Below are 16,668 nucleotides of genomic sequence, written 5' to 3'. Positions count from 1 at the left end.
CGCAGGCGGCGAATATGAAAATATCATCACACCGGAAAAGGAAATCCCGGATGCGCCGCTCTTCGTGCCGTGGGAGACGTGCACAACGGTCGGTGAAAAATTTTCCTTCCATTACACAGACTGCTTTAAGTCCGGCCGCCAGCTGGTACACCTGCTGCTGGACGTCGTATCAAAAGGCGGAAATCTGGCGCTCAACGTGGCCCCTCAACCGGATGGACTTCTGCCGGCGCCTGCCATGTCCTCTTTAAGAGATATGGGCAAATGGCTGGACGTCCACGGAGAAGGCATCTATGAGACAGAAATCACGGCACCCTATTATGAAAACCGGGTAAAGTATACGGCAAAGAAAGATACCGTTTATGCATTCTACCTCTACGAAGAGACCGCGTCCCTGCCTTCGAAGCTCTGCCTTCACCTTCCGGAGCCTAAAAAACAGATTGCCTCGGTAACGCTCATGCGGACTGGAGAACCGGTGGACTATACCACCGAATTCGGCGCACTGATCCTTCATCTGCCGCCGGAGTCAGCCACAGGCGGGGAATATGCAGACTGTTTTGTTATACGATTTTAGCGGCGGAAGGAGGCCGGGAACACAACTTCATGCTCCCGGCCTCCTTCTGCGGCGGTGTTTTCGCACACGCTAACTCCGCTTTTCCTCCAGTATTTTCTCGGCTTCTTCCCATATTGCGCCAAGCCGGGCTTCTGCCTCCCTCTCGTCCTTTCCTCTGGTCCCTATGTAAATCTTAATTTTAGGTTCCGTTCCCGACGGTCTGATACAGAGCCAGCTGTCGCCTTCGAGTTCAAAATACAGCACATCTGATATTGGAAGACCAGTATCACCCTTAAGATAATCACGAACCTTGACGGTCTTGAGACCTCCAAGTGATTTTGGGGGATTATTCCTCATATTCTCCATTAAGCGATTCATGAATGCCGCGCCATCCGTACCCGTTTTCACAATGGTATGGATACTTTCTTTATAATACCCGTATCGTTTATAGAGCTTCTGCATCTGGTCCCAAAGGGTCAGCCCCTTCGTCCGGTAATAGACCGCAGCCTCACACAGCGCCATGACGGCTCCTACTGCGTCCTTATCTCTGGAATGAGTGCCGACGAGGCAGCCATAACTCTCCTCAAAGCCAAAGAGGTATTCATAAGTACCCTGCTTTTCAAAAAGGCGGATCTGTTCCCCAATATATTTAAAACCGGTTAAGGTTTCAATAAGCTTTACCCCGTAATCCCGGCAGACAGCACCTGCCATCTTACCCGATACAATTGTCGTAACCACCGCACCGCATTCTGGCAGCGTATTTCTCTCTTTTCTGTGTTCCAACAGGTAATTGCAGAGAATCATTCCAGACATATTGCCGGTAAATGCCATATAGTTTCCAGTCTCTTCATCTCTGGCATATACGCCAAGGCGGTCTGCATCCGGATCAGTCGCCAATACAACATCCGCCCCTGTCTCCTCAGCCAGCTCAAGCGCCATGGCAAACGCCCTTTTATCTTCAGGATTCGGCGATTCTACGGTTGGAAAATCACCATCCGGCTGCATCTGTTCCTCTACCACATATACCGATTCAAATCCCAATTCCTTTAAAATTCTTCTGACCAGAACATTTCCTGTACCGTGAAGAGGCGTATAAACAATCTTCAGTTCCCGTGCCCTTTCTCTTAAAAGCTCTGGCTCCTGCACAAGCTTTTTAAGCTCCGATAAGTAGCGGCAGTCGATTTCCTCCCCAATAAAATGTAAGAGTCCGCCGCACACGGCTTCTCTCTGCCCCATATATTTCACAGAAGCAAAGTCGCTTACCGCCTTTACTTCACGCATAATATCCGCATCTCTTGGACAGGTAATCTGAGCGCCGTCCTCCCAGTATACCTTATAGCCGTTATATTCTGGCGGATTATGGCTGGCAGTCACAACAATTCCGGCCATACACTGGAGTTCTCTGACGGCAAAAGATAATTCCGGCGTCGGGCGGAGGCTGTCAAATAAATATACCTCTATGCCATTTGCGCAGAGACAGAGCGCCGCTTCCATGGCAAATTCCGCCGAGTTATGGCGGGAATCACAGGCAATGACCGCCTTTCTTTCCGTACGCTCCTGACTGTTTATGTAGTTTGCAAGCCCCTGCGTCGCCTTCCTCACCGTATAGCGGTTCATTCGGTTCAGCCCCGCCCCCATGATTCCCCTCAGTCCGCCGGTTCCAAATTCCAGTTCCCTGCTGAAACGGTCCTTGATCTCTTCCTCGCTGGTAAGGGCTTTCAGTTCTTGTCTTGTGTTGTCATCAAAATACGAATCTTCGCACCATCTGCGATACTCATCCATGTAATTGGTCATTTCTTATCTCCTGTTTCCTTATATCAGTCTGCCCGGCATATAATTGTACCGTGGTCCGGCATCAATGAATACATACTGCGCACATACAGCCCTTCCATACTTCCCTGCAGCACCTGCACACGCTTCTCCCCTGCGTCCATATCAAAATAGTTGTCGGAAAGCAGCAAATCACCAGCCTCGTTTCCGATTTCAACCCCTTTGGCGAAGGCTGCTGCATGGATCAGCAGTGTCTCCCCATCCCTGCGCAGTTCCAGCTTCGGGTCTGCGAACTCAAAATGTTTTGGAGGAACAAATAAGCTGACGCCATGCGAAACTTTTTCTCCATGAAGCCAGAGTTCATAGGACAGATAATGATTTCTGATATCTATATCCGGAAATTCAATCCATGGATAGCTGCAGACTGAAAGCGCTTCCACCTCCACACTGTACTGTCCCTGCCGGCAGATGTCAGACGCCGCATCCTGAATGCTCCATTTGATAAATCCGCTTACGGGCTCCCTTGACTCATTGGTCACACAGAATCGGGCCGCTTTTCTGATGCAGCGGTTCTCCTCATTAACATTCATGGAGGAACTCAGAGCGCCTTCTTCCTCACAGGAAAGCAGGACCGGGGCAAAAAAGCGTCTGGCGAAATATTGAAGCGCCTTCCATCTGCCGTAGTAATCAATGGAGGACCAGGATGCCACCGGCCAGCAGTCATTTAACTGCCAGTAGACACAGCCCATGCACCGCCCCCGGTTCCTCCGGAAATGTTCCACACCATACCGGATAGCCTCTGCCTGCAGCAGCTGCGAAACGTAAACGAGAAGCTCCAGTGATTTCGGATACGGATACATCTGGCTCATATACTGAAGTATCTTTCCATTAGCCCCGGCATTTCTCTGATGTTTTTCCATCACATAGGAGAAAATATTTCTGTCCTCCGGCTCAGTGAACTGTTCAATGGTCTTTACTGCGGGAAATGACTGGAACCCAAATTCAGAGAGATAGCGGAAATAGTATTTCCTGTAATCCGTAAACGGAACGCCTCCATGCCACACTTCCCAGTAATGGGCGTCTCCGCGGTTCTCATCATTAGGATGATCGAAATCCCCGCCCGAGGACGGACTGGACGGCCAGTAAAAGGTATCCGGATCAAGCTGCCTCAGTAATTCCGGTATGATTCTTTCATTCATAATCAAATACTCGGTCTTCTGCAGCGGCTTTCTCACCCATTGATTATCCGCAAGGAACATTTCCATCTCATTGTTGCCGCACCATAAGCCCAGACAGGCATGATGGCGGATGCGCCGTACATTATCCCGGATTTCCGCCGCTGTATTTGCCTCAAACTCCGGCGTCAGAGGATAAACCGCACAGGCAAACATAAAGTCCTGCCATACGATCAGTCCCATTTCGTCGCACAGATCATAGAAAAAGTCATCGGGATAGTATCCGCCTCCCCAGACGCGGATCACATTAAAATTACAGTCCCTGCAGTATTCCAGAAGCGTCTTTGTCCGTTCCCGGCTGACGCGGCCGCGGATGCAGTCCTCCGGTATGTAATCCGCTCCCATGGCAAAAATCTCCACACCATTCACTTCATGGGCAAACTTATTCCCATACTCATCCGCCGCCGTATTGACCGTCATCGTTCGGAGTCCAATCTTTCGGCTCCAGCTGTCCTGAATCTCTCCGTCTACAGCCACCATGACTTCTGCCTGGTATAGAGGCTGTTTTCCATAACCATTCGGCCACCACAGTTCCGGGTTTTTTATTGTCACAACTTTTGAAAACTGATACTTTTCACCTTCCATCTGGTACGTAATACTCATCCCTTGCGGATCTGTGATTCTGAGCATACAGGAGCAGGCCCCATCATCGGCCGCCTCCACAGTGGTATTCAAGGACAGGGTCACGATTCCGCCGCTGTGCCTCTGTCTGATATGCACATCACAGATGGAGGCCTGATTCACGCCAATCAGAGATACCTCCCGGAACAGACCGGCGTCAGGAAGCCTCGGTCCCCAATCCCATCCAAAGGAGCAGTGGCTCTTTCTTAGAAGCGGAAAGCCCTGCATAGCCTCGGGTGCACCGTCATAAGGAGTCTTTTCATAGGCCTTTCTGATAAAGGACAGCGGCGAATACAAATGTACCTTGAGTTTATTGGTCTCTCCCATCAGGGATTTTACCGGATACTCCCATATGCGATGCATATTATCCGCATGTCCAAGATAAACCCCGTTGAAGAAAATATCCGCCAGTGTATCAATTCCTTCGAATCTCAGCCGGATATCCCTGCATCCCATCAGAGCTTCATCAGGCGACAGGGAAATCTCATATTCGTAGTCCCCAGCCATCATGGCCAGCGCGGCCTCCTCACAGTCTCTCCAGTAAGGATCCTTCATCGCTCCCTGCTCCAGCCAGGTTCCGTATACGGTTCCCGGTACTTTCGTTTCAAAACTCTGGCCGGTGGAACAGCTTCTGAGCTTCCAGCCATCTGTCAGTTTCTGTATCATCGTCATTTACCTTATCCTCATATTTCCAGAATTACACAGCTTCCGCCAGGAACCAGCATTTGAACCATTCCGGACTTCACACAGTCTTTTCCATTTTTTTCCCTTGATCCGCTATCCGGTACGCTGTCTGAAGCGTATAGGATTCGCCAGCCGCCTTCACCAGGGACCGTCACCCCGCAATTCGAAAAATTAATCATAATGCGAACCCGGTCCATTCCCAGCGCTCTCTCGATTTCTATCAAACCGTTCTCCAGTCTTCGCAGCTCCATGGTTCCTTCTGTCAGCGCCGCAGTTCTCTTTCTCAGTTCGATGAAGCTTCTGACGAAATTCCAGATCGAGGACGGATCCTCTCTCTGTTTTTCAGCCTCGTCCCAATCCATAGGATTGCGGGAGGCATCCCGTGATCGTTCATTCAGAATCCGAACCGCTTCCTCCCTGCTTTTTCCCTCTTTAAGAGCCGCCTCATAGGCCAGTATTCCCTGAACATCTTTTGCGTCGTCCACAGAATTCAGAATACGGCTTTTCATTCCGATTTCATCTCCAAAGTACAGAAACGGAATTCCCCTGCAGGAAAGCATCAGCGCCAGCAGGCATTTCGTTTTCCCTTCCGTAAATCCGAACCGGTCCGGAAAACGTCTCATATCATGACTTCCAAAAAACAGGGTTGGATATTCTGAATCCCCGTACAGTTCCTGCATGCGCTTTAATTCTTCATAAATCTCATCAATCTGAAATATTTCCCTGCTTCCCAAATTAAAATTAAAAGTCGTGTCCAGGCTCCCGCCGCCCGTATAGGAATGAATTCTGGTTAAATCGTCGCTGCTGATCTCTCCAACCAGAAATGCATCTGGCTTCTTCTCCCTGATCCTGCCTGCCATCCGTTTGATAACCGCCTGAACCCCCGGTTGATTGATATCATTTTCATGAAGCTGCTCCCCGTTTCCCGTGACCGGATTATCCGCCAGAGAGCCGGACACCGATAAGTTGTTAATCACATCAAACCGGAAACCATCCACGCCTTTCAGAAGCCAGAAATCAAGAACCTGGTAAATGGCCTCCTCCACGGAAGGATTCTGCCAGTTTAAGTCAGCCTGCTCCTTTGCAAAGGAATGGTAATAGTACTGTCCCGAATCTCCATACTCCACATACTCCCATGCGCTTCCTCCGAAAAAGGACTCCCAGTTATTCGGCTCCCCTCCGTTAACGGGATCCTTCCAGATATACCAGTCTCTCTCACTGCTGTCTTTGGAGGCGGCTGATTTTATAAACCACGGGTGCCGGGTCGATGTATGATTCAAAACCATATCAATGATGACCCTGATACCATGCTTATGGGCTGCCTTCACCATCTCCTCAAAATCTTCCATTGTTCCGTAATCCGGATCCACACCGCAATAATCGGAAACATCGTATCCGTTATCTACCTTTGGAGAGGGATAAAAAGGAGTGAGCCAGATTCCGCCCACTCCCAGTTCTTTCAGATACGGCAGCTTCGAGGTGATTCCCCGGATACCGCTCTTCCCGTTCTGACCGGTGTCACAGAAGGATCTTATATATATTTCATAAAAAACCGTATTTTTCCACCACTGATTCATTTACATGAACTCCCTCACAGAATCTCTTTCAATCAGCTGGACATCCAGCACCAGCTTTTCCACCTTTTCCTTCGGCCGTTCCATACATTTTAGAAGCCGCTCCATAGCCTTTTTCCCCATTAGAACCTTGTCCACCCGCATTGTCGTAATGCGGGGATTCACCATATTGCTCAGTTCAATATCATCGAAACCAACAACTCCGATATCTTCAGGAACCTTGAGGCCGCACTGTGACAGAGCCTTGCACATGAGGATTGCCATCTTATCGTTCGAACAGATCAGCACTTCCGGTTTTTCCTCCAGTGACTGGTAATACTCCGCAAGACTGGACGCGTCCTGATGAATCACCGCGTCCTCCACACTCTTTAAAGCGGAATACCGTCTGATATAGGCGATCCCTTCTTCAAAGGATGGAAATTTAAGATACTGCTGCATGGCCTCCTGATATCCCCAGAAACGTTCCCGAATGCTGGGGGTATAGGAGAGATCACCGAAAAACCCGATTTTCCGGTAGCCCTTATCCAGCAGATACTTTGTCAGCTTATAGGCGCCCGCCACATTATTGGTCATCACACAGTCAGTAGGTGTCTCCACAGATTCGTGATCCAGAAGCAGAACCGGTATGGAATAGCTCTTCAAACGCTTCAGATACTCCTCATCGATCTTACCAACGACAATCAGTCCCGACACCTTCTGCTGTTCCACACAGGCCGGTATCTCCTGATTCTTCTCGAAGGAATTGATAAACAGATCATACCCGGCCTTCTTTGCCGCTTCCTCCAATCCCAGAAGAATCCGTCCATAGAACTGCATATCCTTAAAGAAACGGTCCTCCAGAAGGATACAGATGTTCTTATTGGAGTATGCCGCCGTATACTTGGTACTCTGATCCAGATATCCCATCTCTTCCGCCGCGTTTAAAACAAGTCTTCTCGTCTCTTCGCTGACCCCCGCCCGGTCATTCAGCGCCAGGGATACCGCATTGACAGAAAGGTTCAGCCTTTCCGCTATTTCCTTCATGGTAACCCGCTTCTTCATACCGCATTCCACCTTTCTGACTTTATACGGCCTTCATCCCGGCCAGTAATTGGGAAACCGAGAAATCTGCTCTGCATATCTTATCGTCCGCGGCGCCGTAATAGAGAGACACACAGTCTCCATCCACCAGACAGCCACAGGTAAATACTACATTTCCGAAGAAGCCTTCTGTCTCATAAGAAGCTTCCGGTTCCAGAATCGGTGCTTCCGTCTTTGCGATCACCCTGGAGGGATCGCTTAAATCCAGGAGAAATGCCCCCAGGCAGTAACGGTCATTCCTGTCGGCGGCATGGTAAATCTTCACCCAGCCCTGTTCCGTTTTAAACGGTACGGCTCCGCCTCCGATTCTCCCGTTATCCCAGCTGTCCGCATCGGATATGCCGCAGAAATGCTTCTGATGTCCCCAGTGTATCAGATCCGGTGACTGGGCCAGCCACATCTCAGGGTTGCCGATTCCGCCTGGTACAGGGCGGTTAAACGCCATATACATACCATTAATTTTTTCCGGAAATATGGTAACATCCTTATTCTCCGGTGCAAATATGATTCCGTGCCGCTCAAATGTCTCAAAATCCCTTGTACTGATTAACGAGGTAGCCGCTCCATTTTCCGTCACAGAAGTATAATTAATGTAATACACATCCCCGATCTGAGTAATTCTCGGATCCTCCATTCCCCAGCTCTCCTCTTCCGCACAAGGAAAAACAGACGGGGTATCCTCCACAGTAAAATGAATTCCATCCTTTGATCTGGCCACTCTTAAATGGGACAGAGATGTCAAATATACCGTTCTCTTCCCCTGCCTCATCATCTTATTAATCGTTCTGGAATCGGTAAAATCGAGCTCCGGATGTTCCGCCTTTTTCAGACTGAGCACCGTAATCTCATCTTTTCCGCTAATCTTTTTCACAACAGGGATCCGTACTTCTCCTTCCACTGCTCCTTTAACAGACTCGGCCACTCTACACAGCAGGATCACTTCATCTTTATATTTTGCGACGCCGCAGTTAAATACCCCTTCGACTTTAAAATCTTCTCGGCTGGGTTTTACATTTTCCGGGATAAGAAGCGGATTTTCTCCGCATCTTTTTACTTCCAGCATGTTGTTCCTCCTCATTTTCCATTATTTAAGCATAAAGCTGATTCCCTCTTTAAAGTATTTGGAAAAGCATAAAAACAGGATAATAATCGGCAGAGTCAGAATAACAGACGCCGCATACATCGGTCCCGGAAATGCTCCCATCGGTTTGAACTGAGTGGAAATCAACACATTAAGCGTCTGCATCTGAATGTTTGGCGCGATCAGCATATCCCACATCAGCTCCGACCACCGCTGCATAAAAATAGACAGAAACACAATTGTGGTAACCGATTTTGTTATGGGAAACGCAATATAAAATATAATGCGCAGCTCTCCGGCGCCGTCTATCTTCGCAGCCTCAAAAACCTCATTAGGCAAGGTTTTAAAATAGTTGATATACATGAAAATGGCCCAAATGGAAATACACATGGGTATGATCATTCCGCCGTACGTATTCGCCATAGGCTTTGCAATCATATATCTGGGTACCAGCAGGATTATGGTTGGGAAAAACATCTGAAACAGCAGGGAGTCCATAATGAAACGTTCTCCCTTAAATTTCAGTTTGCATACGGAATAACCGTTGCACAGTCCTATAATGACCGATATCACTGCGGTAGGAAATGCTACAAGGAATGAGTTGATCAGAGCTCTGACCCACATCATGGAATTCGTCGCTCCGCCCTTTCCTATCAAATATTCATAGCTTCTTAACGTAAAACCGTGAGGCACCATCACCTTATCAACCTGATCCCAGGAGGTAAAGGACTGAAGCACCATATAATAATAGGGAAACAGGGATATCGCAAGCAGAGTCAGGGTGACTGCTGTAATAACATATGTTTTAACACTTAATTTCTTTTTTCTTCCCATATTCTTTTCTCCTCGTTATCGTTGCCTACCATCCGAATCTTCTGTTCAGCCGGTCCGTTACAGCGTTGATGATCCTTAAAGTGATAAAGATCTGAACCGCACTGGCAATCGCCATGGCCGCCCCATATCCGGACTGAAATCTGGTAAAGGACGTGTTGTAGATTTCCAGCTGCCATGTAGTCGTCGTCATGTTAGGGCCGCCGCCTGTCAGCAGATACGGCTCTGTAAAGACGCCGAACGCCAGGCCTGTGGCCAGTACAATTACAGTGGTCAACGTAGGCATAATCATCGGAAGCGTAATGTGCAGGAGCTTATGCAGTCCGGTCGAGCCGTCCAGCATCGCCGCTTCCGTCACATCATCCCCTATGCTTTCAATGCCTGAGAGAATAAATAATGCATAGTACCCCGACATTTTCCAGACAACAATACCCACCATAACGGCAAATGCGTATCTCTGGTCTGTCAGCCAGTTTATATTCAGATTGAACTGGTCTCTTAAAAACGTATTGAACGCAGAATTATAATTAAAAAAGTACTTTACTACTACACTCGTCGCAACTCCGGAGGTCAGATAAGGAATAAAGAATAAAACCGCCACCAGACCCTTGATTTTATCCGGCAGATTGGATACCAGAAGCGCGATAATCAGCCCCCCTGCAAAGCACAGCACTACAATGGGCAGGAGGTAGCGGTAAGAGTTAATAAATGCCGCTTTTACCCTGCTGTCGGAAAAAAGGCCGGCAAAGTTCCTGATCCCTACAAACGTCTTCTGTTCCGACATCAGGTTCCAGTCCATGGTGGAAAGCCAGAACGCCCAGATCAGCGGAATCAGAAAGAAAATAAGGGAATAAATCAGGTATGGCCCGTTAAGCAGCCAGCCCATGAGGCCAGCTTTTTTATTTCCCGTAATACTCTTTCTCTTCATAAAACCCCTCCTTTTTAGGAGGGACAGGAAAACGATTCCTGTCCCCGATCAACAGCCTATTCCAGACCACCCGCCTGCTTCATGGCCTCCATAGCCGCCTCTACATATGGGGTGGCGTCCGGTGCATTTCCAGGCTCTGCATTCATAACTTCATTCATATACGGCGCTGTTCCGCTCTCGGTCAGTGCTGTCTGTATATCAGTTACCTTTTCTGTCGCAATACTCGGAATCGCATACGGCACAGCTTCCGCCAGTGCAGCTAACTCCGGATACTCTTTCATAACGTCGGCAAATATTTCATTGTCATTTAAATCACCTCTGACAGGAAGCATCGTCGTAGCGTTCAGCCAGTCAAGATCGGTCTGTGCAGAATTTTCCTTATTATAAACCCACTTTACGAATTCCACTGCGCCGGCATGTTCCTCATCTGTAATACTCTTATTTTTATAGAAGACAAGACCCTTGGAATCAGCAAAGTTATAAGGAATATCCCCTTCATTCTTCACAATTGCCTGTCCGTAAATATAATCTTCTCCGTAGACCTTATTGTTTTCACGATAGAGTGAAATCTCCCATGGTGCGTTGATTGTCACGAGTACGGAAGGATTTGCCTCTGTCCAGATGCTGGATATTTCGCCGGATTGGATTGAATTGCCAAAGAGGCCAATCAGTTCAAACGCTTCGACTGCGCCTTCCTTATCGAGTACCAGTTTATTGCCCTCTACCCACGGTTTTCCCCCTGTCAGAGCTTCGTAAGGCATCTGAAAATCATACCATCTGTCCCACCACTGATCCGGACGGGTTAATGACGGACGGTAGAAGGAATGGGTAACCCCTATCTCTTTCATGGTGGTGTCACGCTGTGCGGCAAATTCGGTAATAACAGTTGTAAATTCAGCCACTGTCTTCGGTGCCGAATCAAACCCCAGAGCCTTTAAGGCTTTCATATTCCACTGCCAGATCATCGGATTGACATAGACCGGAAGCACATACTGTTTCCCCTCAATCGCCCAGTTTGTGATCGTATCTTCCATCTTTCTGGCTTCAATTACATCTGTAAACCATGTCTCGCCAGACAGGTCATAGACTGCTCCGGAAGCCGCCAGAGTTGCTGCGAATCCCCGGTTGATATTTTCCGATACAGCCGGTACGGTCCCTGTTGCAATTGCATTCTGAATTCCGGCTTCTGAAGATGGGGATTCCGGCATCTGCTGGACCTTTACCTCTATCTTTTTTCCATCAACCGTGATGCCTGCTTCGTTAAACGCCTGTGCCTTGGATTCCCAGAAGTTATACTGTACCTGCTGAGGCGCTGTCCAGAAATCAACGGAAACCACCTCTCCGGAGGCTCCTCCATGATTGGCTGCCGGCTGATTACCTCCTGATTTTCCGCATCCTGTCATCACGGATGCAGTCATAGCTGCCGCTGCTGCAATCGCCACTACTCTCTTCATTCTTTTCATAAGTCTCTTCTCCTTCTATCTGTTTTCATATTCATCAAATGGATCGTCGATCAGCACCTTTTGTCCTTCTGCATCGCTGACTCCGCAGTACAATTCCGCTTTTCCTCCTCCGAGCCTCACAAGCCCGCCGGAAAATATAACATCTTCCAGATCCGGTCTTTTACTTGGTCCCGGCTGGAAATTTCTTCGCTCCGCAATCATTTTCATAGGACCGTATTCCCCTGTCTCAGGATTGAAGCAGAACGCCGTGGAATAGTAATGCCGGTTTCCTTCCGTGTCAAATCCTGCGATATGGGAGAGCACTCCGATCTTCCCGCCTGCTATGCGGTGGAGTTCATTTGCTCCGCCCCATTCCTCTGGTATAAACTGATGTTCCATAAGCGTTGCCTGCTGCAGGCTTTCTGCATCTAACTCGTCCAGACTTTCAAAGAAACGGTAACCGATCTTTCCGCGTCCCCCCCGTTCTCCCTGTGGCCTGGTAAGTACCAGAATCCTTCCATCCTCCAGCTCACAGAGCCGGATATCCTTCATCCGGTCTGGCCCCACAGCAAATCTGCTCAAATCAAGGATTCCATCTCCCCGGTAAAATACAGTCCTGTAATTTAAGTATCCCGGCCGTTCCTCATCATCGAATACTTCCACGCCCCCAAGGACCAGTTTCCCGCCGATCCTCGTCACAAATGGATCCTGAAGGTTTAAGGCTTCCCGTTCTGTTTCCACCCACTCGCCTTCGCTCTCTTCGAAAAAGCCAATCCTGGAATACTCACTGTCTCTCGCCTCGACCCGTCCTGCAATCCAGGTCTTTCCATCCGCCAAAAATGGTGCCGTGATATTATAGACGTCTTTTCCGTTCTGCTTGAGGGAGAACTTTATTTTACTTGATTTTACTTGATTTTTCACTTGATTAAATTCAAGTAACAGTTCTTTACACGTGCGTAAGGTATTATCTCTTTGTTGTAACATATGTCTGCTTTTCTCCTTTCTTATTATATTTTTCTAATGTTTTTGTCTTATATGTCTTGTCTATGGCATTATATTATTCCTGCTTTTACTTGAATTCAATTACAATTTACTTGAATTTTACATTTATATTTTAAAGTGCAGAATCGCGATACTGTCCCCTATCCATTCACGAAAGAAAAGAAGGCGGTTTTTACAAAATGTAAAAACCGCCTCAGACTGTAGACAACTAGCCTCCTAATAGGAGGCGGTTGTCTTTTTTCTTTCACTCAGGATTTCGATGTAGTATAATAGTACTATACGAAAGTGAGGTTTTTTCTTATGATGGGGAAAAAAGATTATTCAGAACGTTCTCAGGTACAGATTGCAAGCCTGGATGACCTCGTCCCTTCCGGTCATCTGGTTCGAAAGCTGGAGGAAGCCATTGATTTAAGCTTTATTTATGACGAGGTTAAAGATCTCTACAAACCTTATGGCAGGGAAAGCATTGATCCCGTTGTATTAATGAAAATCGTGATCCTCCAATACGTGTTTGGCATCCCTTCCATGCGCAAAACAATCAAAGAGATTGAAGTGAATCTTGCTTACCGCTGGTATCTGGGATACGGCCTGTATGAGGATATCCCTCATTTCTCTACCTTTGGGAAGAACTATACCAGACGCTTTAAGGATACGGATCTTTTTCAAAAGATATTCTCCCGGATTCTAATGGAGGTGGATGCCTGTGGTTTCCTGGATACGGAAAGTCTTTTTATTGATGGTACCCACATCAAAGCCAGTGCAAACCCTCATAAATATCAGAATGAAACCATGGAAAAAGAAGCCCGATGTTACGAAAAGGAGCTGCAGGAGGAAATAGAGAAGGACAGGCTGGAACACGGGAAAAAGCCATTGAAAGAAAAAGAGTCCACGCCAGAGACCATAAACAAAAAGGTCAGCACTACCGATCCCGACAGTGGCTGGTTCCACAAAGGGGAACACAAGCAGGTGTTTGCTTATGCAGCCAATACCTGCTGTGATAAAAATAATTATGTCATAGATTTTGAAGTGACAGCAGGGAATGTCCACGACAGCGTATCCTTTTGGGAACTGTACCGGAAAGTAAGCGAACGGGTAAAATATCCTAAATACTATGTAATGGATGCAGGCTATAAGATACCAGCAATCGCAAGAACGCTAATCGAGGAAGGAAAGGTTCCGGTTATGCCCTATAAACGTCCAATGACAAAGAAAGGGTATTTTCGAAAAAGCGATTATGTATATGATGAATACTTTGACTGTTATTTATGCCCGAATAATCAGATCCTAAAATACAGCACAACAAACCGTGATGGATACCGAGAATACAAAAGCGATGGAAAAAAGTGTAAGGATTGTCCGTACCAAAACCAATGTACAGGAAGCAAAGACCATGTAAAGGTGGTAAGCCGCCATGTATGGGAGGGGTACATGGAAAAGGTGGAGGAAATCCGTCATCAGACAGGGATGAAAGAAATCTATCAGAAACGGAAAGAAACCATCGAACGAGTCTTTGCAGACGGAAAAGAAAAACATGGAATGAGATATACACAGTACAGAGGATTGGCAAAAGTGACAATGGAGCTGACCCTTTTATTTGCATGTATGAATCTAAAGAAACTGGCAATCTGGAAATGGAGAAAGGGCGGGCTAAGGAAACCCTGTTCTTTTGTCTGTATATTCGAACCAATATATCTCTATATAAAATTCAAAATGGTTCCGGGTGCATCGCACCAGGAACCATTTTGTCTACAGTCTGAGGCGGTTTTTACAAAATGTAAAAACCGCCTTCATACCTTCAAATCATTTTCATAGCTGCAGCAATCTCGATTAATAACAAACCATCAGATCAACCGGTTCGCCCCCGCCGCCTCTCCATTTTCCCTCAGACTCTTCTGCCATTTACCTGTATCCGCCGCAATATTCTGTCCCTTCAATTTTCTGTATTGTTTGGGGCTTAAGCAGTACTTCTTCTGAAAGGTATACCCGAAATGCTGCCGGCTGTTGAACCCTGCCTCGAAGGCAATGTCCACAATATTCATGCTGCTGTTTTTCAGCAAAAACTGGGCCCGCTCCAACCGCTGGTTATTGATGTACTCCATAATTCCGCATCCGTAGGCTTTGCTGAACAGAGTCTGCAGATACGAATGATTGAGGCTGACGTATTTCGCCACATCCTCCACCCGGATATCTTCCCGAAAGTGCTCCCGGATATATTTCCGGGCTTTTTTCAGATGAACCATGCCGGTTACCCCTTCATTATCCTGAATGCACCTTGACCACTCAATCAGCATTCGTTGAAAGATCAGATCCAGTAAATAACTGTTTCGATCCCTTCTCTCCAGCTCGGAAATCAAGTCCTTCAATACGTATTCCATCTTTCCGTAGTCGGTGAGCAGCAGATACGGCTCCGGGGATACCATCAGCTCCGCGAAGCCGGCGTCCTTTTCGGCCAGGCTGTTCAAATCCGTTCCGCCCATCTTATCCAGACAGGAAAACTCATAATTTAACAGTACACTGCGCTCTCCCTGATTGATTTCCAGCCTGTGCGGAATCCCCGGACGGATGCAGATAAACTGCCGTTCCTCCATTTCCACCAGAACGCCTTCCACCTCCACCCGGCACGTGCCGGTTACCAGATACATGATCTCCCACTGGTCATGTCTGTGTGTCTCCATCTGAAAATAATCCAGCGCCACCGCATAATATGCGGCCGGATATGCATAACGCGGATATGCATAGCGCGGATACGCATAGCTCGCCATTGTATTATCTGCCATAGCCTTCCCTCTTTTTCCGTATCATTCCTTCAGTTTATTTTAGCATATTGTTTTCTATTAAGCCAACAATTTATTGCATTTTAGAAAAAGGCGTTTCAATTTCATGCGCATCTTTTTTGAAGAATCTGTATACTACAATAAAGCTTAACTGAGAAAGGAGATACAAACATATGAAATTCAAAATTGCTTTTATCGGTGCCGGAAGTCTGATTTTTACAAGGACACTGTTCACGGATATCATGTCAGTTCCGGAGTTTCGGGACATCGATATCGCGTTTACAGACATCAGTGAAGACAACTTAAAAAAGGTCACCGACTTATGCCAAAGGGATCTGGAGGCAAATGGGATTGCAACAAAGATTCAGTCTACCCTGGACCGCAGAGAGGCCTTTCAGGATGCCAGATATATCATTAACTGTGTCCGCATTGGTGGACTGGAAGGGTTTGAAACTGATATTGAGATACCGCTGAAATACGGTGTTGACCAGTGTGTCGGCGACACGCTCTGCATCGGCGGAATCATGTATGGACAGCGTGTCATTGCCGCCATGCTGGACTTCTGCAAAGACATCCGGGAAGTAGCTGCCCCCGGCGCCGTCATGCTCAATTATTCCAATCCAAACGCCATGGCTACGTGGGCCTGCAACAAGTACGGCAAGGTAAAAACCATCGGCCTGTGCCACGGTGAGATTCACGGTGAGCAGCAGATCGCCGAAGTACTTGGCATTCCCAGAGATGAGCTCGATTTCGTTTGTGCAGGAATCAACCACCAGACCTGGTACATATCCATCAGCCATCATGGGGAATCCATGCTGCAAAAGCTTCTTCCCGCCTTCGAGGCTCACGAAACCTACCGGGAGGAGGAAAAAGTCCGCATCGATATCTTAAAACGGTTCGGGTATTATTCCACGGAATCAAACGGCCACTTATCCGAATATGTGGCATGGTACAGAAAACGCCCCGATGAAATAAAGGACTGGATCGATTTAAGCCGTTGGATCCACGGAGAGACCGGCGGATATTTACGGGTAACCCGGGAAGAATGCTCATGTGCGGTAAAGTAATAAAAAGATTTAGGTAGCCGCCTTAACTA

13 protein-coding genes are annotated in these 16,668 nt (G+C 47.5%); 3 read left to right on the top strand and 10 right to left on the bottom strand.

Annotated features, from left to right (window positions below; genetic code table 11):
* Positions 1–571, top strand: a 571-nt coding sequence (locus ACLTD4_RS27845) for an alpha-L-fucosidase (protein ID WP_412331738.1), incomplete at its 5' end; no start/stop codon positions are given.
* Positions 572–640: 69 nt separating this feature from the next.
* Here the strand turns inward: ACLTD4_RS27845 and ACLTD4_RS27840 are convergent.
* Genes ACLTD4_RS27840 through ACLTD4_RS27800 form a run of 9 tightly spaced genes read right to left on the bottom strand, consistent with a single transcriptional unit; the run spans position 641 to position 12,780 of the window.
* The gene (locus ACLTD4_RS27840) at positions 641–2,344 is read right to left on the bottom strand and encodes a phospho-sugar mutase (RefSeq protein ID WP_117634914.1); all 1,704 of its coding nucleotides are present in this window, start codon (positions 2,342–2,344) and stop codon (positions 641–643) included.
* 23 nt (positions 2,345–2,367) lie between these two features.
* Complete coding sequence (locus ACLTD4_RS27835; RefSeq protein ID WP_117634912.1) at positions 2,368–4,848, bottom strand: beta-mannosidase; 2,481 nt, start codon at positions 4,846–4,848, stop codon at positions 2,368–2,370.
* A gap of 11 nt (positions 4,849–4,859) precedes the next feature.
* On the bottom strand, positions 4,860–6,437 hold the full coding sequence (locus ACLTD4_RS27830) for an alpha-amylase family glycosyl hydrolase (protein WP_320995611.1): 1,578 nt from the start codon (positions 6,435–6,437) through the stop codon (positions 4,860–4,862).
* On the bottom strand, positions 6,438–7,475 hold the full coding sequence (locus tag ACLTD4_RS27825) for a LacI family DNA-binding transcriptional regulator (protein WP_055652511.1): 1,038 nt from the start codon (positions 7,473–7,475) through the stop codon (positions 6,438–6,440). It lies immediately after the preceding gene.
* Between the two features lie 22 nt (positions 7,476–7,497).
* The gene (locus ACLTD4_RS27820) at positions 7,498–8,577 is read right to left on the bottom strand and encodes a glycoside hydrolase family 130 protein (protein ID WP_117634908.1); all 1,080 of its coding nucleotides are present in this window, start codon (positions 8,575–8,577) and stop codon (positions 7,498–7,500) included.
* 21 nt (positions 8,578–8,598) lie between these two features.
* Positions 8,599–9,429, bottom strand: coding sequence for a carbohydrate ABC transporter permease (locus ACLTD4_RS27815; protein ID WP_055652509.1), 831 nt, complete (start codon positions 9,427–9,429; stop codon positions 8,599–8,601).
* 25 nt (positions 9,430–9,454) lie between these two features.
* Positions 9,455–10,354, bottom strand: coding sequence for a carbohydrate ABC transporter permease (locus ACLTD4_RS27810; RefSeq protein ID WP_055652508.1), 900 nt, complete (start codon positions 10,352–10,354; stop codon positions 9,455–9,457).
* A 56-nt stretch (positions 10,355–10,410) separates the two neighbouring features.
* Positions 10,411–11,817 carry an ABC transporter substrate-binding protein gene (locus ACLTD4_RS27805; protein ID WP_117634906.1) on the bottom strand — a complete coding sequence of 469 codons (1,407 nt, stop codon included), beginning with the start codon at positions 11,815–11,817 and terminating at the stop codon, positions 10,411–10,413.
* 15 nt (positions 11,818–11,832) lie between these two features.
* Positions 11,833–12,780: a DUF1861 family protein gene (locus ACLTD4_RS27800; RefSeq protein WP_117634904.1), complete on the bottom strand. Its 948-nt coding sequence runs from the start codon at positions 12,778–12,780 to the stop codon at positions 11,833–11,835.
* Between the two features lie 318 nt (positions 12,781–13,098).
* On the opposite strand from ACLTD4_RS27800, the gene ACLTD4_RS27795 reads away from it, so the two are divergent.
* Positions 13,099–14,610, top strand: coding sequence for an IS1182 family transposase (locus tag ACLTD4_RS27795; RefSeq protein WP_412331737.1), 1,512 nt, complete (start codon positions 13,099–13,101; stop codon positions 14,608–14,610).
* A gap of 29 nt (positions 14,611–14,639) precedes the next feature.
* Here the strand turns inward: ACLTD4_RS27795 and ACLTD4_RS27790 are convergent, their stop codons facing one another.
* Entirely contained in the window at positions 14,640–15,575 is a 936-nt protein-coding gene (locus ACLTD4_RS27790) for an AraC family transcriptional regulator (RefSeq protein WP_117624604.1), read from the bottom strand.
* Between the two features lie 170 nt (positions 15,576–15,745).
* Between ACLTD4_RS27790 and ACLTD4_RS27785 the strand changes: the two genes are divergently transcribed.
* Complete coding sequence (locus tag ACLTD4_RS27785) at positions 15,746–16,639, top strand: hypothetical protein (protein WP_347559236.1); 894 nt, start codon at positions 15,746–15,748, stop codon at positions 16,637–16,639.
* Positions 16,640–16,668 lie beyond the last annotated feature (29 nt).

It is taken from the genome of Hungatella sp. (assembly GCF_046966825.1).
The sequence above is the reverse complement of the archived record's forward strand: the minus strand, read 5'-3'. Positions and strand labels throughout refer to the sequence as shown.

Excerpts from the sequence above, each read along its gene's own strand:
- ACLTD4_RS27810 (WP_055652508.1), bottom strand. The coding sequence starts at position 10,354 with ATGAAGAGAAAGAGTATTACGGGAAATAAAAAAGCTGGCCTCATGGGC.
- ACLTD4_RS27800 (WP_117634904.1), bottom strand. The coding sequence starts at position 12,780 with ATGTTACAACAAAGAGATAATACCTTACGCACGTGTAAAGAACTGTTA.
- ACLTD4_RS27795 (WP_412331737.1), top strand. The coding sequence starts at position 13,099 with ATGATGGGGAAAAAAGATTATTCAGAACGTTCTCAGGTACAGATTGCA.
- ACLTD4_RS27825 (WP_055652511.1), bottom strand. The coding sequence starts at position 7,475 with ATGAAGAAGCGGGTTACCATGAAGGAAATAGCGGAAAGGCTGAACCTT.
- ACLTD4_RS27805 (WP_117634906.1), bottom strand. The coding sequence starts at position 11,817 with ATGAAAAGAATGAAGAGAGTAGTGGCGATTGCAGCAGCGGCAGCTATG.
- ACLTD4_RS27820 (WP_117634908.1), bottom strand. The coding sequence starts at position 8,577 with ATGCTGGAAGTAAAAAGATGCGGAGAAAATCCGCTTCTTATCCCGGAA.
- ACLTD4_RS27790 (WP_117624604.1), bottom strand. The coding sequence starts at position 15,575 with ATGGCAGATAATACAATGGCGAGCTATGCGTATCCGCGCTATGCATAT.
- ACLTD4_RS27830 (WP_320995611.1), bottom strand. The coding sequence starts at position 6,437 with ATGAATCAGTGGTGGAAAAATACGGTTTTTTATGAAATATATATAAGA.
- ACLTD4_RS27840 (WP_117634914.1), bottom strand. The coding sequence starts at position 2,344 with ATGACCAATTACATGGATGAGTATCGCAGATGGTGCGAAGATTCGTAT.
- ACLTD4_RS27815 (WP_055652509.1), bottom strand. The coding sequence starts at position 9,429 with ATGGGAAGAAAAAAGAAATTAAGTGTTAAAACATATGTTATTACAGCA.
- ACLTD4_RS27785 (WP_347559236.1), top strand. The coding sequence starts at position 15,746 with ATGAAATTCAAAATTGCTTTTATCGGTGCCGGAAGTCTGATTTTTACA.
- ACLTD4_RS27835 (WP_117634912.1), bottom strand. The coding sequence starts at position 4,848 with ATGACGATGATACAGAAACTGACAGATGGCTGGAAGCTCAGAAGCTGT.